The organism is Zafaria cholistanensis (genome assembly GCF_008580665.1).
In the GTDB taxonomy this organism is placed as follows: Bacteria; Actinomycetota; Actinomycetes; order Actinomycetales; family Micrococcaceae; genus Zafaria; species Zafaria cholistanensis.
The window spans coordinates 25,386-43,466 of the sequence record NZ_BKDJ01000009.1; the positions used below are offsets into that span (position 1 = coordinate 25,386).

Consider the following 18,081-nt stretch of genomic DNA (forward strand, 5'->3'; position numbering starts at 1 on the left):
CGGTCCGGGGCGGTCGCCGCCGTGCCCGGGCGGGCACGGCGGCGGACGGCTGTCCTAGCCGCGCAACAGGCCCAGCGCGATCTGCGCCCCGGAACGCCCCCAGGCGTAGGCGGCGGTGCCGATGCCGACCACCGCGTAGGCCGCCACCGGGATCCCGAACAGCCATTCGCGCCAGGAGCCGGCCGCACCCAGGATCGGGAAGGCGACGCGCCCGCTGGGCTTCCACACGTCCTTGAGCACCGGCACGCGGCCCAGGGCCCGCGGACGGCGCACCTTCATGGGCCACAGCAGGTTGCAGCCGCCCAAGGTCAGCATGTCGCCCAGGATGTGCACCGCCGCGCCCAGGGCCACCGCCAGGACGAACCAGTACTGCTCTTCGGGGGCGTTCACCGCCACGAAGGCGCCCAACGGCAGCGCGATCACCCACGGCACGCGCTGCATGCGGTCGGGAATGAAGCGCAGCGCCTTGACCGCGAAGGCAATCAACAGCACCGCCAGGATCCCGGCACCGGGGTACACGGTCCCGAAGTCCGCGGTGTGCACGGTCCACAGGCTGGCCACCAGGGCCAGCGCGGAGAACGCGGCAATCCCCAGCAGGGAGTGGGTGCCGTTGCGGTGCCCGCCGGAGATGTTCCCGATGCCCGCGCAGATGGCGTTGGACACCGGCGGCAGGGACTGGGCGATGGTCGCATGGCGGTGGTCGGCGTCCGGGGCCAGCGCGGCGCCGGCGCAGACCATGGCGCCGGTGACCACCCCGGCCGGGGACAGGTCCATCAGCCCCAGGCCCAGCGGCACGGAAGCCGGCAGCCAGGGCGCGGCCCCGGCGAGCGCGGCGAGCGGGACCTGGAACGGGCTGGTCACGGCGATCCACGCGGCGGCGCCGGTGGCGGCGTGGTTTCCTCCCATCATGCGGGCGGTTCCCCTTTGCTTGTTCGAAAGGCGTGCGCGCAGCGCGGGTGCGGTGCGGGCCGGGCCCTTCCGGCGAGCACGGCAGTCAATGGAGCTCGTGGACTGCCGTTGGGCGCCTGCCGACCATCCTATAGCGTTGTTCGAACTTAGATACGAATTTCCCCGGCGGCGGGCCCGGATCCATCGGGCCCGGTCCGCCCCCGTTTTTCCGCCCTGCAGGGCGGGACCGGCGGCCATCGCCGCGGGTACGCTGGGCCCATGAACGCCATCCGTGATGCCCGCCCGTCAGATGTCCCGGCGATTTTGGGACTGATCCAGGACCTGGCCGCGTACGAGCGCGAGCCCGACGCCGTGAAGAACACGCCCGCCCTGCTGCATGAGCACCTCTTCGGCCCCGGGGCGCGGGTGTACGCGCACGTCGTGGAGGACACGCTGCCCGGGGCCGCGGCCCCGCAGGTGGTCGGGATGGCCGTGTGGTTCCTGAACTACTCCACGTGGGAGGGGGTGCACGGAATCTACCTGGAGGACCTGTACGTGCATCCGGCCGCGCGCGGGGCCGGGCACGGGAAGGCCCTGCTGGCCAACCTGGCCCGGATCGCCGTCGATCGCGGGTACGCGCGGGTTGAATGGTCCGTGCTGGACTGGAACGAGCCGGCGATCGGGTTCTACGACGCACTGGGCGCGGCGTCGATGGACGGGTGGACCGTGCGCCGCCTGACCGGCGAGGCGCTGCGCTCCGTCGGAGCGGCCGCGGCAGCCCCGGCGGGGGGCTTTGCGTGAACGGGCCCGGCGTGAACGGGCCCCAGGGCGCGCCCCTGCCGGCCACCGCGCGGCCCAGGGCCCACCACGTGCCCCGGCCCGCCGTGCGGGCCGGGTGGGAGGCGGCGGCCGCGGGCGAGCACCGGGTCGGGGCGGTGCACGAGTACCGCGGGATGCGCGCGACCGAGCACCATTTCACCGTGCCGCTGGACCACGCCGACCCGGAAGGGGAGGCGATCCGGGTGTTCGGCCGGGAGGTCGTTTCCCTGGCGCACCCGGACCCGGAGCGGCTGCCGTGGCTGCTGTACCTGCAGGGCGGACCGGGCGGGCAGTCGCCCCGGGTCAGTTCCCTCTCCGGGTGGATGGCGGAGGCGGCCAGGACGTTCCGCATCTTCCTGCTGGACCAGCGCGGGACCGGCCTGAGCACCCCCGCAACCCGGCAGACCCTGCCCCTGCGCGGGGATGCCGCGGCGGCGGCCGCCTACCTGGAGCATTTCCGCGCCGATTCGATCGTGCGCGACGCCGAGTGGATCCGCCGGCTGCTGGTGGACGGGCCCTGGACGGCTTTCGGGCAGAGCTACGGCGGGTTCTGCGTGCTCACCTACCTGTCCCTGGCCCCGGAGGGGCTGGAACGGGCGCTGGTCACCGGGGGCCTGCCCCCTTTGGACGGGCCTGCCGAGCGGGTGTACCGGGCGACGTTCGCGCGCATGGCCAGGCGCAACGCCGAATACTTCCGGGCCTATCCGGAGGACCGCGCGGTGCTGACCCGGATTCTCCGCCACGTCGGGGACACCGAGGAGAACCTCCCGGACGGGCGCCGCCTGACCGCCGGGACGGTGCAGCTGCTGGGCCAGTACCTGGGCGGGAACGCGCGCATCGACCAGCTGCACTTCGTCCTGGAGGCAGCGTTCGTGCCCACCCCGGCGGGACCGCGGCTCTCCGACGCGTTCCTGGACCTGCTGCAGGCCCAGGTCTCCCGCAGCTCCAATCCCCTGTACGCGCTGATGCACGAGTCCATCTACGCGCAGGGAGAAGCCACCAACTGGGCGGCGTGGCGGGTGCTGGAGGAATTTCCGGAGTTCTCCCCGGAGGCCCCCGAGCCGCTGCTCACCGGCGAGATGGTCTATCCGTGGTACTTCGAGCTGGATCCGGCGCTGCGCCGGCTGGAACAGGTCGCCGGGCTGCTGGCCCAGAAGGACGATTGGCCCGCACTCTATGACCGGGCGCGGCTGGCCGCGAACACGGTGCCGGCGGCCGCCGCGGTGTACACCCACGACGTCTACGTGGACCGGGACCTGAGCCTGGAAACCGCCGCCGCCGTGCGCGGGTTGCGGGTGTGGGAGACCGACAGGTTCCACCACGACGGGATCTCCGACGACGGCGCCGCCATCTTTGCGCGTTTGCTCGCCATGACCGGCCCGGAGGCGGGCGGGCCCCAAACGGGCGGGCTCGACTAGGCGGACCGGACTAGGCGTGGGCCGCCGGGCCGGGGGAACGCCGGTGTCCGTGCGCCTTGGCCAGGGCGTTTCCCAGCAGCGCCGTGATGGCGGCCACCACGGCGAGCGCGGCAAGGTTGAGCCCGGCGAATCCCCCCAGCGCCAGCACCAGGCCGCCGCCGGCGCCCCCGGCGGCACCGGCGAGGCCCATGAGCATGTCGGAGACGCCCTGGGCCGGCACGGCCGCCGCCCCGCGGACGCTTTCGGCAATGTAGGCGGAGGCGGCCACCGTCGCCATCGACCAGCCCAGGCCCAGCACGACCAGCCCTGCGGCGACCACTGCCGGCAGGGCCTGTCCCAGCGCGGCGGCGAACAGGCCGGCGGCGAACAGCAGTTGGGCCCCGGCCATGAGCCCCAGCCGCCCGTGGCGGTCCGCGAGCCATCCCATCACCGGGGAGAGCCCGAACATGCCGGCCACGTGCACGGAGATGACGATCCCCACCAGCACCAGGGTGTCGGCGGTGAGGCCGTATTCGTCCCCGGACGCCGGCAACGCCGCGTGGTTGCCTTCCACCAGGTGCTGCAGGTGCACCGGAGCCATCCCCATGACGGCCACCATGGTCATGTGCGCGGCGACGATCGTGGCTGCGCCCAACCGGGCGGGGGCCGATTCACGCAGCGCCCCGAACCCGGCACCGAGGGCACGGAGCGGGGCCGCGGGACCGGGGACTTCCGGATCAGGGACCTCCGGACCGGGAGCTCCGGAGTACCTGGCAGCGAGGGCCCGTGCGGCGAACAGCGGATCCGGGCGCAGGCCGGCTTCCAGGACGGCGAGGGCCATGGTCAGCCCGGCGGACGCGAGCAGGAACGGGCCGCTCAGCGCCGGCAGGCCGAGGGCGAGCCCGAAGTCCGAGCCGGCGCGGGCCAGGTTGGGCCCGGCCACGGCACCGATGGTGATGGCCCACATAACCAGTCCCAGGTCCCGGGCCCGGGTGGCGTCCTCGGCGAGGTCGGTTGCGGCGAAGCGGGACTGGAGGTTTGCGGCGAACCCGAAGCCGATCAGCGTGGCCCCGGCCAGCATGGCGGGAACACTGCGCCAGAGGGGGGCCGCCAGCAGCAGCAGGGCCCCCAGGACGGCCAGCGAGAGGCCTGCGGCGAGTGCGGCCCGCCGGCCCCGGCGCACGGCCCGGGCGGCCAGGGGCAGGGCACCGAGCGCACCGCCCAGGGCCAGGGCCGTGGTGGGGGCTCCGGCGTACGCCTGGCTGCCGGTGAGGTCCACGGCCATCAGCGCGCCCACGGACAGCGTCGAGGAGAGCCCCAGGGCGCTGAACAGCTGGCCCAACGCCAGGGCCAGGACCATGCGGCGTTGCAGCGATCTTTTGTCCCCGGGGTACGGGGCCGGGGCGCCGGATGAACCGGTCATGCCGCAAGGCTATGCCCGGCCCCGTCCGCAGGAGCTTGTGCGGAAGCCACAGTCCGGTGCCGCAATCCTTAGCCGGGCAACCCTTGGTGCGGCGTTCCGTACGGCTGCACAGTTCCATGCGGCTGCACAGTTCCGTACAGCCGCGCCCCGCGTCGCGTCCGCCGTCGGGCCAGGGACTGGGGGCAGGGTACTGGGGGCAGGGTACTTAGGGCAGGGTACGGCGACGGCCCGGGGCCGGCCGCTGCATGCGGCCGGCCCCGGGCCGTCGTGGCCCCCGAAGGCTCGGGTGCCGGGAAGCTGTGGTACCGAAAAGCTGCGGCACCGACAGAGGCTACTTGGAGTCGATCTCCGCGCCGCCGCCACCGTTCGCGTGCTCGGCGATCTCGATGTCCCTGGCCAGGCGCGCGTCCATGGCGGCCTTCTTGCCCGCCGGGGAGAGCAGGCTCAGGGCGGTGGCAACAACCAGGGTGCCGACGATGACCGCCAGGGAGGTGGTCGTGGAGATGTCCGGAACCCATTCGATGTGGTGGCCGCCGTTGATGAACGGCAGTTCGTTCACGTGCATCGCGTGGAAGACCAGCTTGATGCCGATGAACGCCAGGATCACGGAGAGGCCGTGCTTGAGGTACACGAGCCGGTCCATCAGCCCGCCCAGCAGGAAGTAGAGCTGGCGCAGGCCCATCAGGGCGAAGATGTTCGCCGTGAACACGATGAAAGCGCTCTGGGTCAGCCCGAAGATGGCCGGGATCGAGTCCACCGCGAAGAGCAGGTCGGTCATGCCGATGGTGATGAAGACGACGACCATCGGGGTGAAGACGCGGCGGCCGTTGACCGTGGTGCGCAGCTTGTTGCCGTCGAAGTCCTGGCTCATCGGGAGCCTGCGGGTGAGCTTGGCAATGAGGCCGTTCTCCGCGCCCTCCTCCTCGTCCTCGCCGGAGTCGGTGGCCTGCTTCCAGGCGGTCCACAGCAGGAACGCGCCGAAGAGGTAGAACACCCAGCTGAAGTTCTCGATGACGGCCGCGCCGAGCAGGATGAAGATGCCGCGAAGCACCAGCGCGATGATGATGCCGAACATCAGCACTTCCTGCTGGTAACGGCGGGGCACGCTGAAGCGGGCCATGATGATGATGAACACGAACAGGTTGTCGACGCTGAGGCTGTACTCGGTGACCCAGCCGGCCACGAACTGCTGCCCGAATTCGGGGCCCGCCTGCCAGAAAAGGATGCCGGCGAAGGCCAGGGCCAGGGCCACGTAGAAGCTGACCCACAGGCCGGCTTCCTTCATGGACGGCTCGTGCGGACGCTTGACCACATACAGGAGGTCGAACAGGAGAATGGCGCCAAGGACTGCGAACGAGATGAGCTCGAACTCCGTGGACAGGTGTTGGGAACCCATGAATGCCTTTCGAAAGGGTGCGGGGATGCGTGAAATCGCCGTAAGTCTCTCCGCCGACACCCAGATTGGTCGGCCGCCGCGCCCGGCCAGGCTGCACTGCCCGGCGTGTTGACGTTCACGGCACTTGGGATACTCCCCTACGCGGGATCCAGTCTAGCTGACATCGTGCGGCGGTCGCGGCAACAGGCCATGACAAGGCGGGGGCGATGCCGGCGCGCAGGTGCCCGCGCGCCGGCATCGCCCCCCACAAGGGTCACGCAAGAGCCGCGCAAGAGCCGCTAGGCGTGCCCGGCGCTCTTCATCTGGCGCAGTTCCTTTTTCAGTTCGGAGACCTCGTCGCGCAGCCGGGCGGCCAGCTCGAACTGCAGTTCCGCGGCGGCGCCGTGCATCTGCTCGGTGAGCTGGGTGATCAGCTCCACGAGGTCCTCCGCCGGGACGGCGGCCAGCCCGTCGCGGCGGACCGTCTCCGCGGCCCGGTCCTTGGCAGCGGTGTTCCGCCGGGCTCCCTTGGCCAGGCGCTGGTTGTTGAGCAGTTCCTGGGTGTCGGCATCCTCGCGGGCCAGCTGGTCGGTGATGTCGGCGATCCGCTTGCGCAGCGGCTGCGGGTCGATGCCGCGCTCGGCGTTGTACCTCTGCTGGATCTCGCGGCGGCGGTTGGTCTCCTCGATCGCCTGCGCCATCGAGTCGGTAATCCGGTCCGCGTACATGTGCACCTGGCCGGAGACATTGCGGGCCGCGCGGCCGATTGTCTGGATCAGCGAGGTGGCCGAGCGCAGGAACCCCTCCTTGTCCGCGTCCAGGATCGCCACCAGCGAGACTTCGGGCAGGTCCAGGCCCTCCCGGAGCAGGTTGATGCCGACCAGCACGTCGAATACGCCCAGGCGCAGTTCACGCAGCAGTTCCACGCGGCGCAGGGTGTCCACGTCGGAGTGCAGGTACTGGACCTTCACGCCGTGCTCGGTGAGGTAGTCGGTGAGGTCCTCGGCCATCCGCTTGGTCAGCGTCGTGACCAGGACGCGCTCGTCGCGCTCGACGCGGGTGCGGATCTCGTCAAGCAGGTCGTCAATCTGGCCCTTGGTGGGCTTGACGATGATCTCCGGGTCCACGAGGCCGGTGGGACGGATGATCTGCTGCACCACGCCGTCGGCCTTGCCCAGCTCGTACTTGCCCGGAGTGGCCGAGAGGTAGACGGTCTGCCCGATGCGCTCAAGGAACTCGTCCCACTTCAGCGGCCGGTTGTCCATTGCCGAGGGCAGCCGGAAGCCGTGCTCGACCAGGGTGCGCTTGCGGGACATGTCCCCTTCGTACATCGCCCCGATCTGCGGCACGGTCACGTGGGACTCGTCGATGACCAGCAGGAAGTCCTCGGGGAAGTAATCCAGGAGGCAGTGCGGGGCCGTTCCGGGCCCGCGTCCGTCGATGTGCCGGGAGTAGTTCTCGATGCCGTTGCAGAAGCCCATCTGCTGCATCATTTCAAGGTCGTACGTGGTGCGCATGCGCAGGCGCTGGGCCTCCACCAGCTTGTTCTGGGACTCCAGCACCTCCAGCCGCTCGCGCAGCTCGTCCTCGATGGCCGTGATCGCCCGGTTCATCCGCTCCGGCCCCGCGACGTAGTGCGAGGCGGGGAAGACGTACATCTCCGTCTCTTCGCGGATCACCTCGCCGGTGACGGGGTGCAGCGTGTGGATCGCCTCCACCTCGTCGCCGAAGAACTCGATGCGGATGGCCAGTTCCTCGTACATCGGGATGATCTCCACGGTGTCCCCGCGCACGCGGAAGGTTCCGCGGTGGAAGTCCGTGTCGTTGCGCGCGTACTGCATCGAGACGAACTTGCGCAGCAGCTGGTCCCGGTTCAGTTCCATCCCCTGGCGCAGCGTCACCATCCCGGCGATGTACTCCTCCGGAGTGCCCAAGCCGTAGATGCAGGAGACCGTGGCCACCACGATCACGTCGCGCCGGGTGAGCAGGGCGTTGGTGGCCGAGTGGCGGAGCCGTTCCACCTCCTCGTTGATGGAGGAGTCTTTCTCGATGAAGGTGTCCGTCTGCGGGACGTACGCCTCCGGCTGATAGTAGTCGTAGTAGGAGACGAAGTACTCGACGGCGTTGTTGGGCAGCAGTTCGCGGAACTCGTTGGCCAGCTGGGCGGCCAGGGTCTTGTTCTGCACCATGACCAGGGTGGGCCGCTGGACCTTTTCGACCAGCCAGGCGGTGGTGGCGGACTTGCCGGTGCCGGTGGCACCCATCAGGACAATGTCCTTCTCCCCCGCCGCGATGCGGCTGGCCAGTTCCTTGATCGCCTGCGGCTGGTCGCCTGCCGGCTGGTACTCGCTGACAACTTCGAACGGTGCGACGACGCGGTTGATCGGCTGGGCAAGACTCATGCTTCTAGGCTACGCCCCGCATCCGACACTTCGCGGGGCGCCGGCGGGGCGGCCGCGTCCCTGAGGGGGAGGATCCGTTCCCGCCATACCCGGTCCACCGCCGCGCGCAATTCCTCCAGCGTGCCGGAATTCTCCAGCACGACGTCGGCGATGGCCGCGCGCTCCCCGTCCGTGGCCTGCGCGGCGATGCGGGCGCGGGCATCGGACTCGGCCATTCCGCGATCCCGGACCATGCGCCGGATCCGTTCCGCCAGCGGGGCCTGCACCGTGATGACCAGGGCGAAGCGGTGCGCCTGGCCGCTTTCGGCCAGCAGCGGGATGTCCTCGACGACGACGGCGTCCGGGGCAGCCTGGGCTGCCTGGGCGCGCCGCTCCAACGCCGCCGCGCGCACCAGCGGGTGGACGATGCCGTTGAGGCGTTCCCGGGCGCTGGCGTCGGCAAACACAAGCGCGCCCAGGGCGGCCCGGTCAAGGGTTCCATCGGGGGCGATCACGCCGGGACCGAAGGCCTCGGCGATGGCGGCCAGGCCGGGGGTGCCGGGCTCAACCACGGCGCGCGCGAGGCGGTCGGCGTCGATCAGGACCGCGCCGAGTTCGGCCAGGCGGGTGGCTACAGCCGATTTGCCGGCGGCGATGCCGCCCGTGAGTCCAATGTCAAGCATGCGGCCAGTGTAGGCGGCGAGGGTCCCGCGTCGAGCGAAGCCAGGTGCGGGAGCCGCCGGAACGGTAGGCGGCGAGGGTCCCGCGTCGAGCGAAGCGAGGTGCGGGAGCCGCCGGAACGGTAGGCGGCGAGGGTCCCGCGTCGAGCGAAGCGAGGTGCGGGAGCCGCCGGAACGGTAGGCGGCGAGGGTCCCGCTCCCGCTAGGCTGGTAGGCGTGAATCCCGCCGACCAGTCCGCCACCACCACCTACACCACCGTCGACGGCGGCCACCGGCACGAGCTCGAGATCAAGCGCTCGCGCTTCATCACCCACCTGCGCCGGGTCGAGTCCGAGGAGGAGGCCCGCGCCCTGGTCGCTGAGCTGCGCAGGACCCATTTCGACGCCCGCCACCACTGCAGCGCGTTCATCCTGGGCCCGGACCGGTCCGTGCAGCGCAGCAACGACGACGGCGAGCCCTCCGGCACCGCGGGCCTGCCCATGCTGGAGGCGCTGGCCAGGCGCGAGACCTTCCCCGGGGCCACGGACCTTTCCGACGTCGCCGCCGTCGTGGTGCGCTACTTCGGCGGGGTCCTGCTGGGCGCGGGCGGACTGGTCCGCGCCTACTCCGAATCCGTCTCCGCGGCGCTGGACACCGCCCGGCTGCTGCGCCGCCAGCGCATGCGCCTGTACGGGGTGGGGGCCGGCTACGCTGACGCGGGCCGGCTGGAAAACGACCTGCGCGCCGCCGGGACCGAAGTCCTCGGCACCAGCTACGGACCCACCGAGGCGACGCTGAAGGTGGCGCTGAGGGACAGCCCGGAGGCCTCGCGGGCGTTCGCCGAGCGCCTGGCGGCGCTGACCGCCGGCGCCTCCACCGCCGTCGACCTCGGGACCGAATGGGTGGACCTGCGGTGAGCGGGGCACTGGACCACGCACGGCTGCGGCGCTGGCCGGACGTGGAGGCGGAGAACCTTTTCGCCTATGACGCCGGGGACCAGTACCTGCTGGAATCGGCCGCGGCCGCCGGGCTGCCCCCGGGGCGGGAGATCGTGGTGGTCAACGACCACTACGGGGCACTGACCCTGGGTCTTGCCGCGCAGGGGGCCACCGGCCTGCGGGTGCACCAGGACGCCCTGTCCGGGGAACGGGCCATCGATGCCAATGCCGCGCGGCTGGGGCCGGAGCTGGGGCTGGACCTGTCCGGGGCATACCGGCACCTGCCGCTGGGGCGGGAACTGTTCGAGGGCGCCACGCTGGTGCTGCTGCAACTGCCGCGCTCGCTGGATGCGCTGGACGAAATCGCCTGGCAGGCCGCGCGGTGGGCGGACCCGCGGGCGCGCCTGCTGGCCGTGGGCCGGGTCAAGCACATGGGTTTGGCCATGAACGAGGTCCTGGGCAAAAGCTTCGCCTCCGTTACGGCCGGGCTGGCCCGGCAGAAGTCCCGGGTGCTGGCCGCGTCCCTGCCGCGGGGCGCCGGCCTGCCCCCGGCGCGGTTCCCGCTGCGGGCCCGCCACCGCGCCGCCGGAACCGCGCTGGAACTGCGCGCCTTCGGCGCGACGTTCGGCGGGGCGAAGCTGGACCCGGGCACCCGGTTCCTGCTGGAGCACCTGGACGGGCTGCCCGCCGCCGGCGAGGCCGTCGACCTGGGCTGCGGCAACGGCACGATTGCCGCGTTCGTGGCCCTGGCCCGGCCCGGGCTGCGCGTGCTGGCGTGCGACCAGTCGGCTTCGGCGGTGGCCTCCACGGCCGCGACCGCGGAGGCCAACGGCGTTGGCGGGCGCGTGGTGGCGGTGCGCGACGACGCGCTGTCCGCCCTGGGCGACGGCTCCAGGGACCTGGTGCTGCTCAATCCCCCGTTCCATATGGGCAACACGGTGCACGCGGGCATCGCGTTGAAGCTGTTCGCCGACGCGGGGCGGGTGCTGGCTCCGGGCGGGCAGCTGTGGTGCGTGTGGAACTCGCACCTGCGCTACCGGCCACAGCTGGAGAGGCTGGTGGGGCCGACGCGGCAGGTGGCCCGCAATGCCAAGTTCACCGTGACGGTGTCCGCCAAACCGTAGCCGTGCCGCGCACCGGCAGGGCCGGAGCCGTGCGGGTGCGCGGCAACGCGAAGGGCCCCGCACCGTTTCCGGTGCGGGGCCCTTCATGGTCCAGCCGATGCTTCAGCCGGCTGCCCTGCCTGGGGCCGGCCCTGGGCGGGCCGGCTCAGGCCGGCATCGGTGCCTAGGCGCCGGTGAGCTTCTCGCGCAGCGCGGCGAGGGCCTCGTCGGACGCCAGGGTGCCCTGCTCCACGGCCGGAGCCTCGGAGGAGTAGCTGGTGGCGGCGGACTCGCCGGCACCGGACTCGGCGGCGGCGTCGTCGGAGATCGCCTGGGCAACCTGCTTCTTGTGCGACTCCCAGCGGGCCTGGGCGTTCGCGTACTGCTGCTCCCAGGCGGCGCGCTGGGTCTCGAAGCCCTCGAGCCACTCGTTGGACTCCGGGTCGAAGCCCTCCGGGTACTTGTAGTTGCCCTCTTCGTCGTACTCGGCGGCCATGCCGTAGAGCGCCGGGTCGAACTCGGTGCCCTCCGGGTCGACGCCCTCGTTGGCCTGCTTCAGGGACAGCGAGATGCGGCGGCGCTCGAGGTCGATGTCGATGACCTTGACGAACAGCTCGTCGCCCACGGAGACAACCTGCTCGGCCAGCTCGACGTGGCGCACGGCCAGCTCGGAGATGTGCACGAGGCCCTCGATGCCGTCCTCGACGCGAACGAACGCACCGAACGGAACCAGCTTGGTGACCTTACCCGGGACAACCTGGCCCAGCGCGTGGGTGCGGGCGAAGGTCTGCCACGGGTCTTCCTGGGTGGCCTTGAGGGACAGGGACACGCGCTCGCGGTCCAGGTCCACCTCGAGCACCTCGACGGTGACTTCCTGGCCAACCTCGACAACCTCGGACGGGTGGTCGATGTGCTTCCAGGACAGCTCGGAAACGTGAACCAGGCCGTCGACGCCGCCCAGGTCCACGAACGCACCGAAGTTGACGATGGAGGAGACAACGCCCGGACGGACCTGGCCCTTCTCCAGCTTGTTGAGGAACGTGGAGCGGACCTCGGACTGGGTCTGCTCGAGCCATGCACGGCGGGACAGCACAACGTTGTTGCGGTTCTTGTCCAGCTCGATGATCTTGGCTTCGATTTCCTGGCCGATGTACGGGGCCAGGTCGCGCACGCGGCGCATCTCGACGAGGGAAGCCGGCAGGAAGCCGCGCAGGCCGATGTCCAGGATCAGGCCGCCCTTGACCACCTCGATGACGGTGCCGGTGACGACGCCGTCCTCTTCCTTGATCTTCTCGATGTCGCCCCACGCACGCTCGTACTGCGCACGCTTCTTGGACAGGATCAGACGGCCTTCCTTGTCCTCCTTGGTGAGGACGAGGGCCTCGACGTTGTCGCCGACGGCGACGACGTCGCCCGGGTCAACATCGTGCTTGATGGAAAGCTCGCGGGAGGGGATGACACCTTCGGTCTTGTAACCGATGTCGAGCAGAACTTCGTCGCGGTCGACCTTGACGACGACGCCTTCGACCAGGTCGCCATCGTTGAAGTACTTGATGGTGGCGTCGACGGCTGCGAGGAAGTCTTCAGCGGTACCGATGTCGTTGATGGCGACCTGCGGGGTACCGGTCTTCTCGTTGGAGGTGATGGTCATGTAGAAGGGGCTCCGATGTGGATAGTTAGCTCAGTCGGGCAGCCGGAAGTCCCGGCATTTTCCGAAATTGGTTCTTGTGGCGCGTCCCGCCGCGCGCGCAAATGCGCGCAGAAAACGCGTTCCTAGTCTAAAGCCCCCTGTGCAATCCGGTCAAAAGGACAATCCGGCTGCGCGGACCTAGTGGCCGGCGTCCTGCCAGCTGCGGCCCAGGCCCACCTGCACGTCCAGGGGCACGCGCAGGTCGGCGGCGCCCCCCATGCACTTGCGCACCAGCGCCTCCAGGGCCTCGGCCTCTCCGGGGGCCACCTCGAAGACCAGTTCGTCGTGGACCTGCAGCAGCATCCGCGAGGCGAGCCCGGCCTCGGCCATCGCGGCGTCGACGTCGAGCATGGCCTTCTTGATGATGTCCGCGGCGGAGCCCTGGATGGGGGCGTTCAGCGCGGCGCGCTCGGCCATGTCCCGCAGCTGGCGGTTGTCGCTGGCCAGTTCCGGCAGGTAGCGGCGCCGGCCCTCGATGGTGGAGGTGTAGCCGTCCACGCGGGCCTGCTCGACGACCGAGCGCAGGTAGTCCCGCACCGCGCCGAAGCGGGCGAAGTAGTCCTTCATCAGCGTGCGGGCCTCATCCACGGGGATGTTCAGCTGCTTGGAGAGGCCAAAGGAGCTCAGCCCGTAGGCCAGTCCGTAGGACATGGCCTTGACCTTGGCCCGCATGTCGGGCGTGACGTCGGCGGGCGCGACGTTGAAGACGCGCGAGCCGACGAAGCGGTGCAGGTCCTCACCGTCAAGGTAGGCCTGGACCAGCGACTCGTCCCCGGACAGGTGGGCCATGATGCGCATCTCGATCTGCGAGTAGTCCGCGGTGAGCAGGGTCTCGTAGCCCTCCCCCACGGTGAAGACCGCGCGGATGCGCCGACCCTCCTCGCTGCGTACCGGAATGTTCTGCAGGTTCGGGTTCAGCGAGGACAGGCGCCCGGTGGCGGCCACGGTCTGCGCGTAGGTGGTGTGGATGCGCCCGTCGTCTGCGACGGCCTTGCGCAGCCCCTCCACGGTCTGGCGCAGCTTGGCGGCGTCGCGGTAAGCCATCAGGTGGACCAGGAACGGGTGCTGGGTCTTGGCCAGCAGGTCGGCCAGGGAGTCGGCGTCGGTGGTGTACCCGGTCTTGATCTTCTTGGTCTTGGGCAGGCCAAGCTCCTCAAAGAGGACCACCTGCAGCTGCTTGGGCGAACCCAGGTTCACCTCATGGCCGATCGCCGCATAGGCCTCGGCGGTGGCGGCGTCGATGGTGCGGGTGAAGTCGGCCAGCAGCCCGTCGAGCCGCTCCGCGTCCACGGCGATGCCGGTGCGCTCCATCTTGGCCAGCACGACCGACAGCGGCAGCTCCATTTCGGACAGCAGCCTCAGGGACCCGCGTTCGAGGACCTGCCCGGCCAGGTGCCCGGAAAGCAGGCGCACCACGTGGGCGGCGCGCACGGCCGGGGACACGACGTCTTCGCCGCCCAGGTCCAGGGCCAGCTGGCCGGCGTCGGCGGGGGCGGTGGCCTCGAGCGGAATGCGCAGGTGGTGCTGGGCGATATCCGCCAGTTCGTGGCTGCGCCGGTCCGGCTGGATGAGGTAGGCGGAGATCATCGTGTCGTCCTCGACGCCACGCAGTTCGATTCCGCGCTCCAGCAGCAGCTTGTAGGCCGCTTTGAAGTCGTGGACGGCCTTCTTGTGGTCCGCGGAGCCCAGGATGCGCGCCAGTTCGGCCTCGGTCTCCGCGTCCGCGGCTTCCAGGTCGGCGTAGGCGGCCGCCTCCACGGTCGCGAAGGCGACGCCGACGGCGTCGTTCCCGGCCGGGCCGGCGACGGTGCGCAGGTGCACGCCGAAGGTGTGTCCCCCGTTGGCGGCGAACCAGTCATGGACGGCCGCCGCCGAATCCAGCAGCACGTGGGCCGGAACCTCCTCGGTTTCCGGGGCCTCCGCCTCCTCCTCGCCGAAGAGGTCGAAGAGGCGCTTGCGCAGGGTGTTGAACTGCAGGGCGTCGAAGAGTTCCTCGACGGCGTCGCGGTTGGGCCGCTCCAGCTCCAGGGCCTCCAGGGTGACCGGAAGCTCCAAATCGCGCAGCAGCTGGTTGAGGCGGCGGTTGCGCCTGACGTCCTCAACGTGCTCGCGCAGGGAATCCCCGACCTTGCCCTTGATGGCGTCCAGGTTTTCCAGGATGCCCTCGAGGCCGCCATACAGGTTGATCCACTTGGCCGCGGTCTTGGGCCCGACCCCGGGCACGCCGGGCAGGTTGTCGGCGGTCTCGCCAACCAGCGCCGCCAGGTCGGAGTAGTGTTCCGGGCGCACGAAGTACTTGGCCTCCACCGCGTCGCCGTCCATTGGCGGGATGTCGGAGACGCCCTTCTTGGGGTAGAGGACAGTGGTCTTGTCGGTGATCAGCTGGAACGCGTCGCGGTCGCCGGAGACGACGACGACGTCCCAGCCGGCCGCCTCGCCCCGCGCGGCGAGGGTGGCGATGATGTCATCCGCCTCGTACCCGTCCTTGGTCAGGGTGGGGATGTTCATGGCTTCCATGACCTTCTGGATGAGGTCGATCTGGCCGTGGAACTCCTCGGGGGTCTTGTTCCGGCCGGCCTTGTACTCGGTGTACTCCTCGGACCGGAAAGTCGGGGTGTCCAGGTCGAAGGCGACCCCCACGTGGGTGGGGGCCTGGTCCTGGATCATGCGGATGAGCATGGAAACGAAGCCGTAGACCGCGTTGGTGTGCTGGCCGGTGTCGGTTGCGAAGTTTTCCGCGGGGAGGGCATAGAAGGCGCGGAAGGCCATGGAATGCCCGTCGATGACAAGAAGGCGCGGGGAACCGGCGTCGTTTTTGGTTGTAGAGCTCACGGGTGCCAGCCTAGTTGGCATGACGGACAATTTCACGCGGACCGCGGGCCTCCCAAAGCACGCCGCCGGAGCCGCCGGACCCGACGCCGGCCACCCCTTCCGGGGGCAGTTGGTGGCGCATGGGATTCCGGAGGAGATGCACGGGCGCTTCGCGGCGCACGGCGTGGGCACGCTGGTGGAGAAGTTGGGAATCGTGTTCCGCGAGATCACGGTGGAGCGGGTGGTGGCCACCATGCCGGTGGAGGGCAACCAGCAGGTGGCCGGGATCCTGCACGGCGGCGCGTCGGCGGCGCTGGCCGAGACGCTGGGCTCGGTTGCCGCGGCGGCCTACGGCGGGGAGGACCGCCGTCCCGTAGGGGTGGACCTCAATGTCACGCACCACCGCCCGGGACTCTCCGGGCTGGTCACCGGCACCTGCATGCCGATCCACCTGGGCAGGACGCTGACCACCCACGAGATCGTGATTACCGGCGAGGACGGCAGGCGGGTGTGCACGGCGCGCATCACCAACATGCTGCTGGACAGCTAGGCCGGACCCGGCCGGCCCGGCCTCAGGGCTGCCCCGCCCTCAGGGCTGTGCCGCGGGGGTGTCTTTGAGGACGGTGTAGCGCGTCTCGCGGATGCCGCCCCCGTACTCGCGGGAGGACGTCACCTCCAGCCGCAGCGGGGTGCCGGCCGCCAGGAGCGGCCGGCCGCCGCCCAGCACCACCGGCATGGTGAAGAGGATAATCTCATCCAGCAGCCCGGCGTCGGCGAATTCCCCGGCGACGCGGCCGCCGCCGACCACCCACACGTCCTTGTCTCCCGCGTCCGCGGCGATGTCCGGGGCCCACTCGGAGAGGTCGCCCCGGATGAACGTCAGGTCGGCGCCGGGCCAGCCGGCCTGCTCATGGTGCGTCAGGACCCAGGTGGGCAGCCCCGGGTAGGGCCACGCGCCCGGAGCGTGGGCGTGCATCCATGCGTAGGTCTCGCCTCCCATGACCAGGGCGCCGATGCCGGTGAGGAAATCGTCGTAGTTCTGCTGGTGCCCCTCGAAGCCGTCAAAGGCCAGCAGCCAGCCGAGGTCGTTGTTTCTGTCGGCAATGAAGCCATCCACCGATGCCGCCACGTAGTACCGGAAGCGTGCCATGGGGCACATCCTAGCGGCAGCATGGCGAACCGGCACCGCCTGGGGCAGGCCGGCCGGTGGCCCGGCCGGAGGCGCACTTTTGGGCCACACGGTGCCTGGCTGCCGCGGAAAGAGCTTGACTTGGGCATATGATCTTGGCGGGGGGGACTTTCGAGGGGGACACCAGGACCGCAGGCCGCACGCCGACCTCGCCTCCTGCACCCGTGTCCACGCGGTGCCTCCGCGCGCTTGAGAGGAAGCCAGCCCGATGAGGTTGCGTATGCGTTCCATCCTTGTTTCCGCCGGGGTCGGCGGAGCCCTTCTCCTGGGGGCCGGACCGGCCCAGGCCGATCCGGCGGCCTCAGACGCCGCGGCTGCGCAGGCACCGGCGGAAGAAGGTTCCGCCTTCCTGCAGGGCGCCGGGAACTCCACCGCCGGCCCGGCAAGCCCGCTGGAGGAAACCCCCGACGGCGGGGCATCGGATGCCGCTCCGGCAGCCCAAGAGGGTCCCGAAGACGCCACCCAGGCCCCGCAGGCCCCCGAGGTCGCAGGCCAGGAAACCGCGGGCCAGGAAACCGCGGGTCAAGACACCGCGGGCCAGGAAACCGCGGGCCAGGAGGACTCCGTGCCGTCCGAAGCTCCCACCGAGGTATCCCCCTCGCTCCTCACCGGGACCGTGGAACTGCTTCCGGTGGAGGCGGACACCGCCCCGGGCGGGGATGGAAGCCCGGCGGGGAACGCGGCGCCGGACTCCGGCGAAGGGACCGTCCCCGACGTCCCCAGCGACGTCTCCAACAACGTCCCCACGGACGGGGAGACCGGCACCCCGGCCAACGAACCGATCAGGATCGGCGACAGGCTCTTCGACCCGGAAGACTTCAACATTCCCGCCGGGGTCGCCAGCGACCCGGCCCTGCTGGAGGAGTGGCTCCTCGACGAGGCGAACCTGGACCTCCTCCTGGAATCGGAGGGAATGCTGTACCTGATGGACCTGATGACCGAACTCCTGCTGGCCGGAGACTGGGAAGGCCTCGAAGCCCTGTTCCTGGACCTGCTGGCCGGCGACGAGGAGGCGGTCGCGGAACTCATCGGCGGGATCCGGGGAATGTTCGAGTTCCTCGAGGAGGCCGGGAACGACGGGGCGGACGCGGGCACCGATCCGGCATCCGCCGGGACAGGTGCCGAAGCCGGAGCCGAAGAAGCTCCCGCCGCCGTGGAGCCTGCGGCCGGGAAGACGCCCGCACGCCTTGCCGTCACCGCAGCCGGGCTGGCCGCTCCCCTGGCCCACTCCGCTGCGCTGGCCGAAACCGGTGCCGGAAGCACTGCCGGGATCGCCGCCGGCGGGTTCTCGCTGGTCCTCGCCGGGGCTGCCCTGACCGCCTGGCGGCGCCGCACTGTCCAGCTCCAGCCGGTCCAGCTCCAGCAGGTCCAGCTCTAACCGGTCCTGCTCGGCCGCGCCTTGACCGG

General features: G+C 70.6%; 14 protein-coding genes. 6 read left to right on the forward strand and 8 right to left on the reverse strand.

Annotated elements, in window-relative coordinates:
• Positions 1-54: 54 nt before the first annotated feature.
• Entirely contained in the window at positions 55-909 is an 855-nt protein-coding gene (locus NCCP_RS09535) for a metal-dependent hydrolase (RefSeq protein WP_149957022.1), read from the reverse strand.
• Positions 910-1,167: 258 nt separating this feature from the next.
• On the opposite strand from NCCP_RS09535, the gene NCCP_RS09540 reads away from it, so the two are divergent.
• Both NCCP_RS09540 and NCCP_RS09545 read left to right on the forward strand, forming a co-directional pair.
• Positions 1,168-1,689, forward strand: coding sequence for a GNAT family N-acetyltransferase (locus tag NCCP_RS09540; RefSeq protein ID WP_149957023.1), 522 nt, complete (start codon positions 1,168-1,170; stop codon positions 1,687-1,689).
• A 152-nt stretch (positions 1,690-1,841) separates the two neighbouring features.
• A complete protein-coding gene (locus NCCP_RS09545; protein WP_149957131.1) occupies positions 1,842-3,125 on the forward strand; it encodes an alpha/beta fold hydrolase in 1,284 nt (427 codons plus the stop codon).
• Between the two features lie 10 nt (positions 3,126-3,135).
• On the opposite strand, the gene NCCP_RS09550 is transcribed toward NCCP_RS09545, so the two are convergent.
• The 4 genes from NCCP_RS09550 to coaE form a co-directional block, all read right to left on the reverse strand.
• Positions 3,136-4,527, reverse strand: coding sequence for an MFS transporter (locus tag NCCP_RS09550; RefSeq protein ID WP_149957024.1), 1,392 nt, complete (start codon positions 4,525-4,527; stop codon positions 3,136-3,138).
• A 331-nt stretch (positions 4,528-4,858) separates the two neighbouring features.
• Complete coding sequence (locus NCCP_RS09555) at positions 4,859-5,923, reverse strand: TerC family protein (RefSeq protein WP_149957025.1); 1,065 nt, start codon at positions 5,921-5,923, stop codon at positions 4,859-4,861.
• A gap of 278 nt (positions 5,924-6,201) precedes the next feature.
• Complete coding sequence (uvrB, locus tag NCCP_RS09560) at positions 6,202-8,304, reverse strand: excinuclease ABC subunit UvrB (RefSeq protein WP_149957026.1); 2,103 nt, start codon at positions 8,302-8,304, stop codon at positions 6,202-6,204.
• A complete protein-coding gene (gene coaE / locus NCCP_RS09565) occupies positions 8,301-8,966 on the reverse strand; it encodes a dephospho-CoA kinase (protein WP_149957027.1) in 666 nt (221 codons plus the stop codon). Before coaE ends, uvrB begins: the two co-directional genes overlap by 4 nt.
• A 213-nt stretch (positions 8,967-9,179) precedes the next feature.
• Here coaE and NCCP_RS09570 point away from each other — a divergent pair, with 213 nt between their 5' ends.
• Both NCCP_RS09570 and NCCP_RS09575 read left to right on the forward strand, forming a co-directional pair.
• On the forward strand, positions 9,180-9,860 hold the full coding sequence (locus NCCP_RS09570) for an IMPACT family protein (protein WP_149957028.1): 681 nt from the start codon (positions 9,180-9,182) through the stop codon (positions 9,858-9,860).
• Positions 9,842-11,005: a class I SAM-dependent methyltransferase gene (locus tag NCCP_RS09575; protein WP_149957029.1), complete on the forward strand. Its 1,164-nt coding sequence runs from the start codon at positions 9,842-9,844 to the stop codon at positions 11,003-11,005. Before NCCP_RS09570 ends, NCCP_RS09575 begins: the two co-directional genes overlap by 19 nt.
• Positions 11,006-11,168: 163 nt before the next feature.
• On the opposite strand, the gene rpsA is transcribed toward NCCP_RS09575, so the two are convergent.
• Positions 11,169-12,635 carry a 30S ribosomal protein S1 gene (gene rpsA / locus NCCP_RS09580; protein ID WP_149957030.1) on the reverse strand — a complete coding sequence of 489 codons (1,467 nt, stop codon included), beginning with the start codon at positions 12,633-12,635 and terminating at the stop codon, positions 11,169-11,171.
• Between the two features lie 177 nt (positions 12,636-12,812).
• Positions 12,813-15,443 carry a DNA polymerase I gene (polA, locus tag NCCP_RS09585; protein ID WP_263970137.1) on the reverse strand — a complete coding sequence of 877 codons (2,631 nt, stop codon included), beginning with the start codon at positions 15,441-15,443 and terminating at the stop codon, positions 12,813-12,815.
• Positions 15,444-15,525: 82 nt separating this feature from the next.
• On the opposite strand from polA, the gene NCCP_RS09590 reads away from it, so the two are divergent.
• Positions 15,526-16,035 carry a hotdog fold thioesterase gene (locus NCCP_RS09590; protein ID WP_225873775.1) on the forward strand — a complete coding sequence of 170 codons (510 nt, stop codon included), beginning with the start codon at positions 15,526-15,528 and terminating at the stop codon, positions 16,033-16,035.
• Between the two features lie 39 nt (positions 16,036-16,074).
• Here NCCP_RS09590 and NCCP_RS09595 read toward each other — a convergent pair whose 3' ends face one another.
• Positions 16,075-16,635, reverse strand: a complete 561-nt coding sequence (locus tag NCCP_RS09595) for a dihydrofolate reductase family protein (protein ID WP_149957033.1) — start codon at positions 16,633-16,635, stop codon at positions 16,075-16,077.
• A gap of 259 nt (positions 16,636-16,894) precedes the next feature.
• Here NCCP_RS09595 and NCCP_RS09600 point away from each other — a divergent pair, with 259 nt between their 5' ends.
• Positions 16,895-18,052 (forward strand): hypothetical protein, encoded by a 1,158-nt coding sequence (locus tag NCCP_RS09600; protein WP_149957034.1) that lies wholly within the window; start codon positions 16,895-16,897, stop codon positions 18,050-18,052.
• Positions 18,053-18,081: the final 29 nt, after the last annotated feature.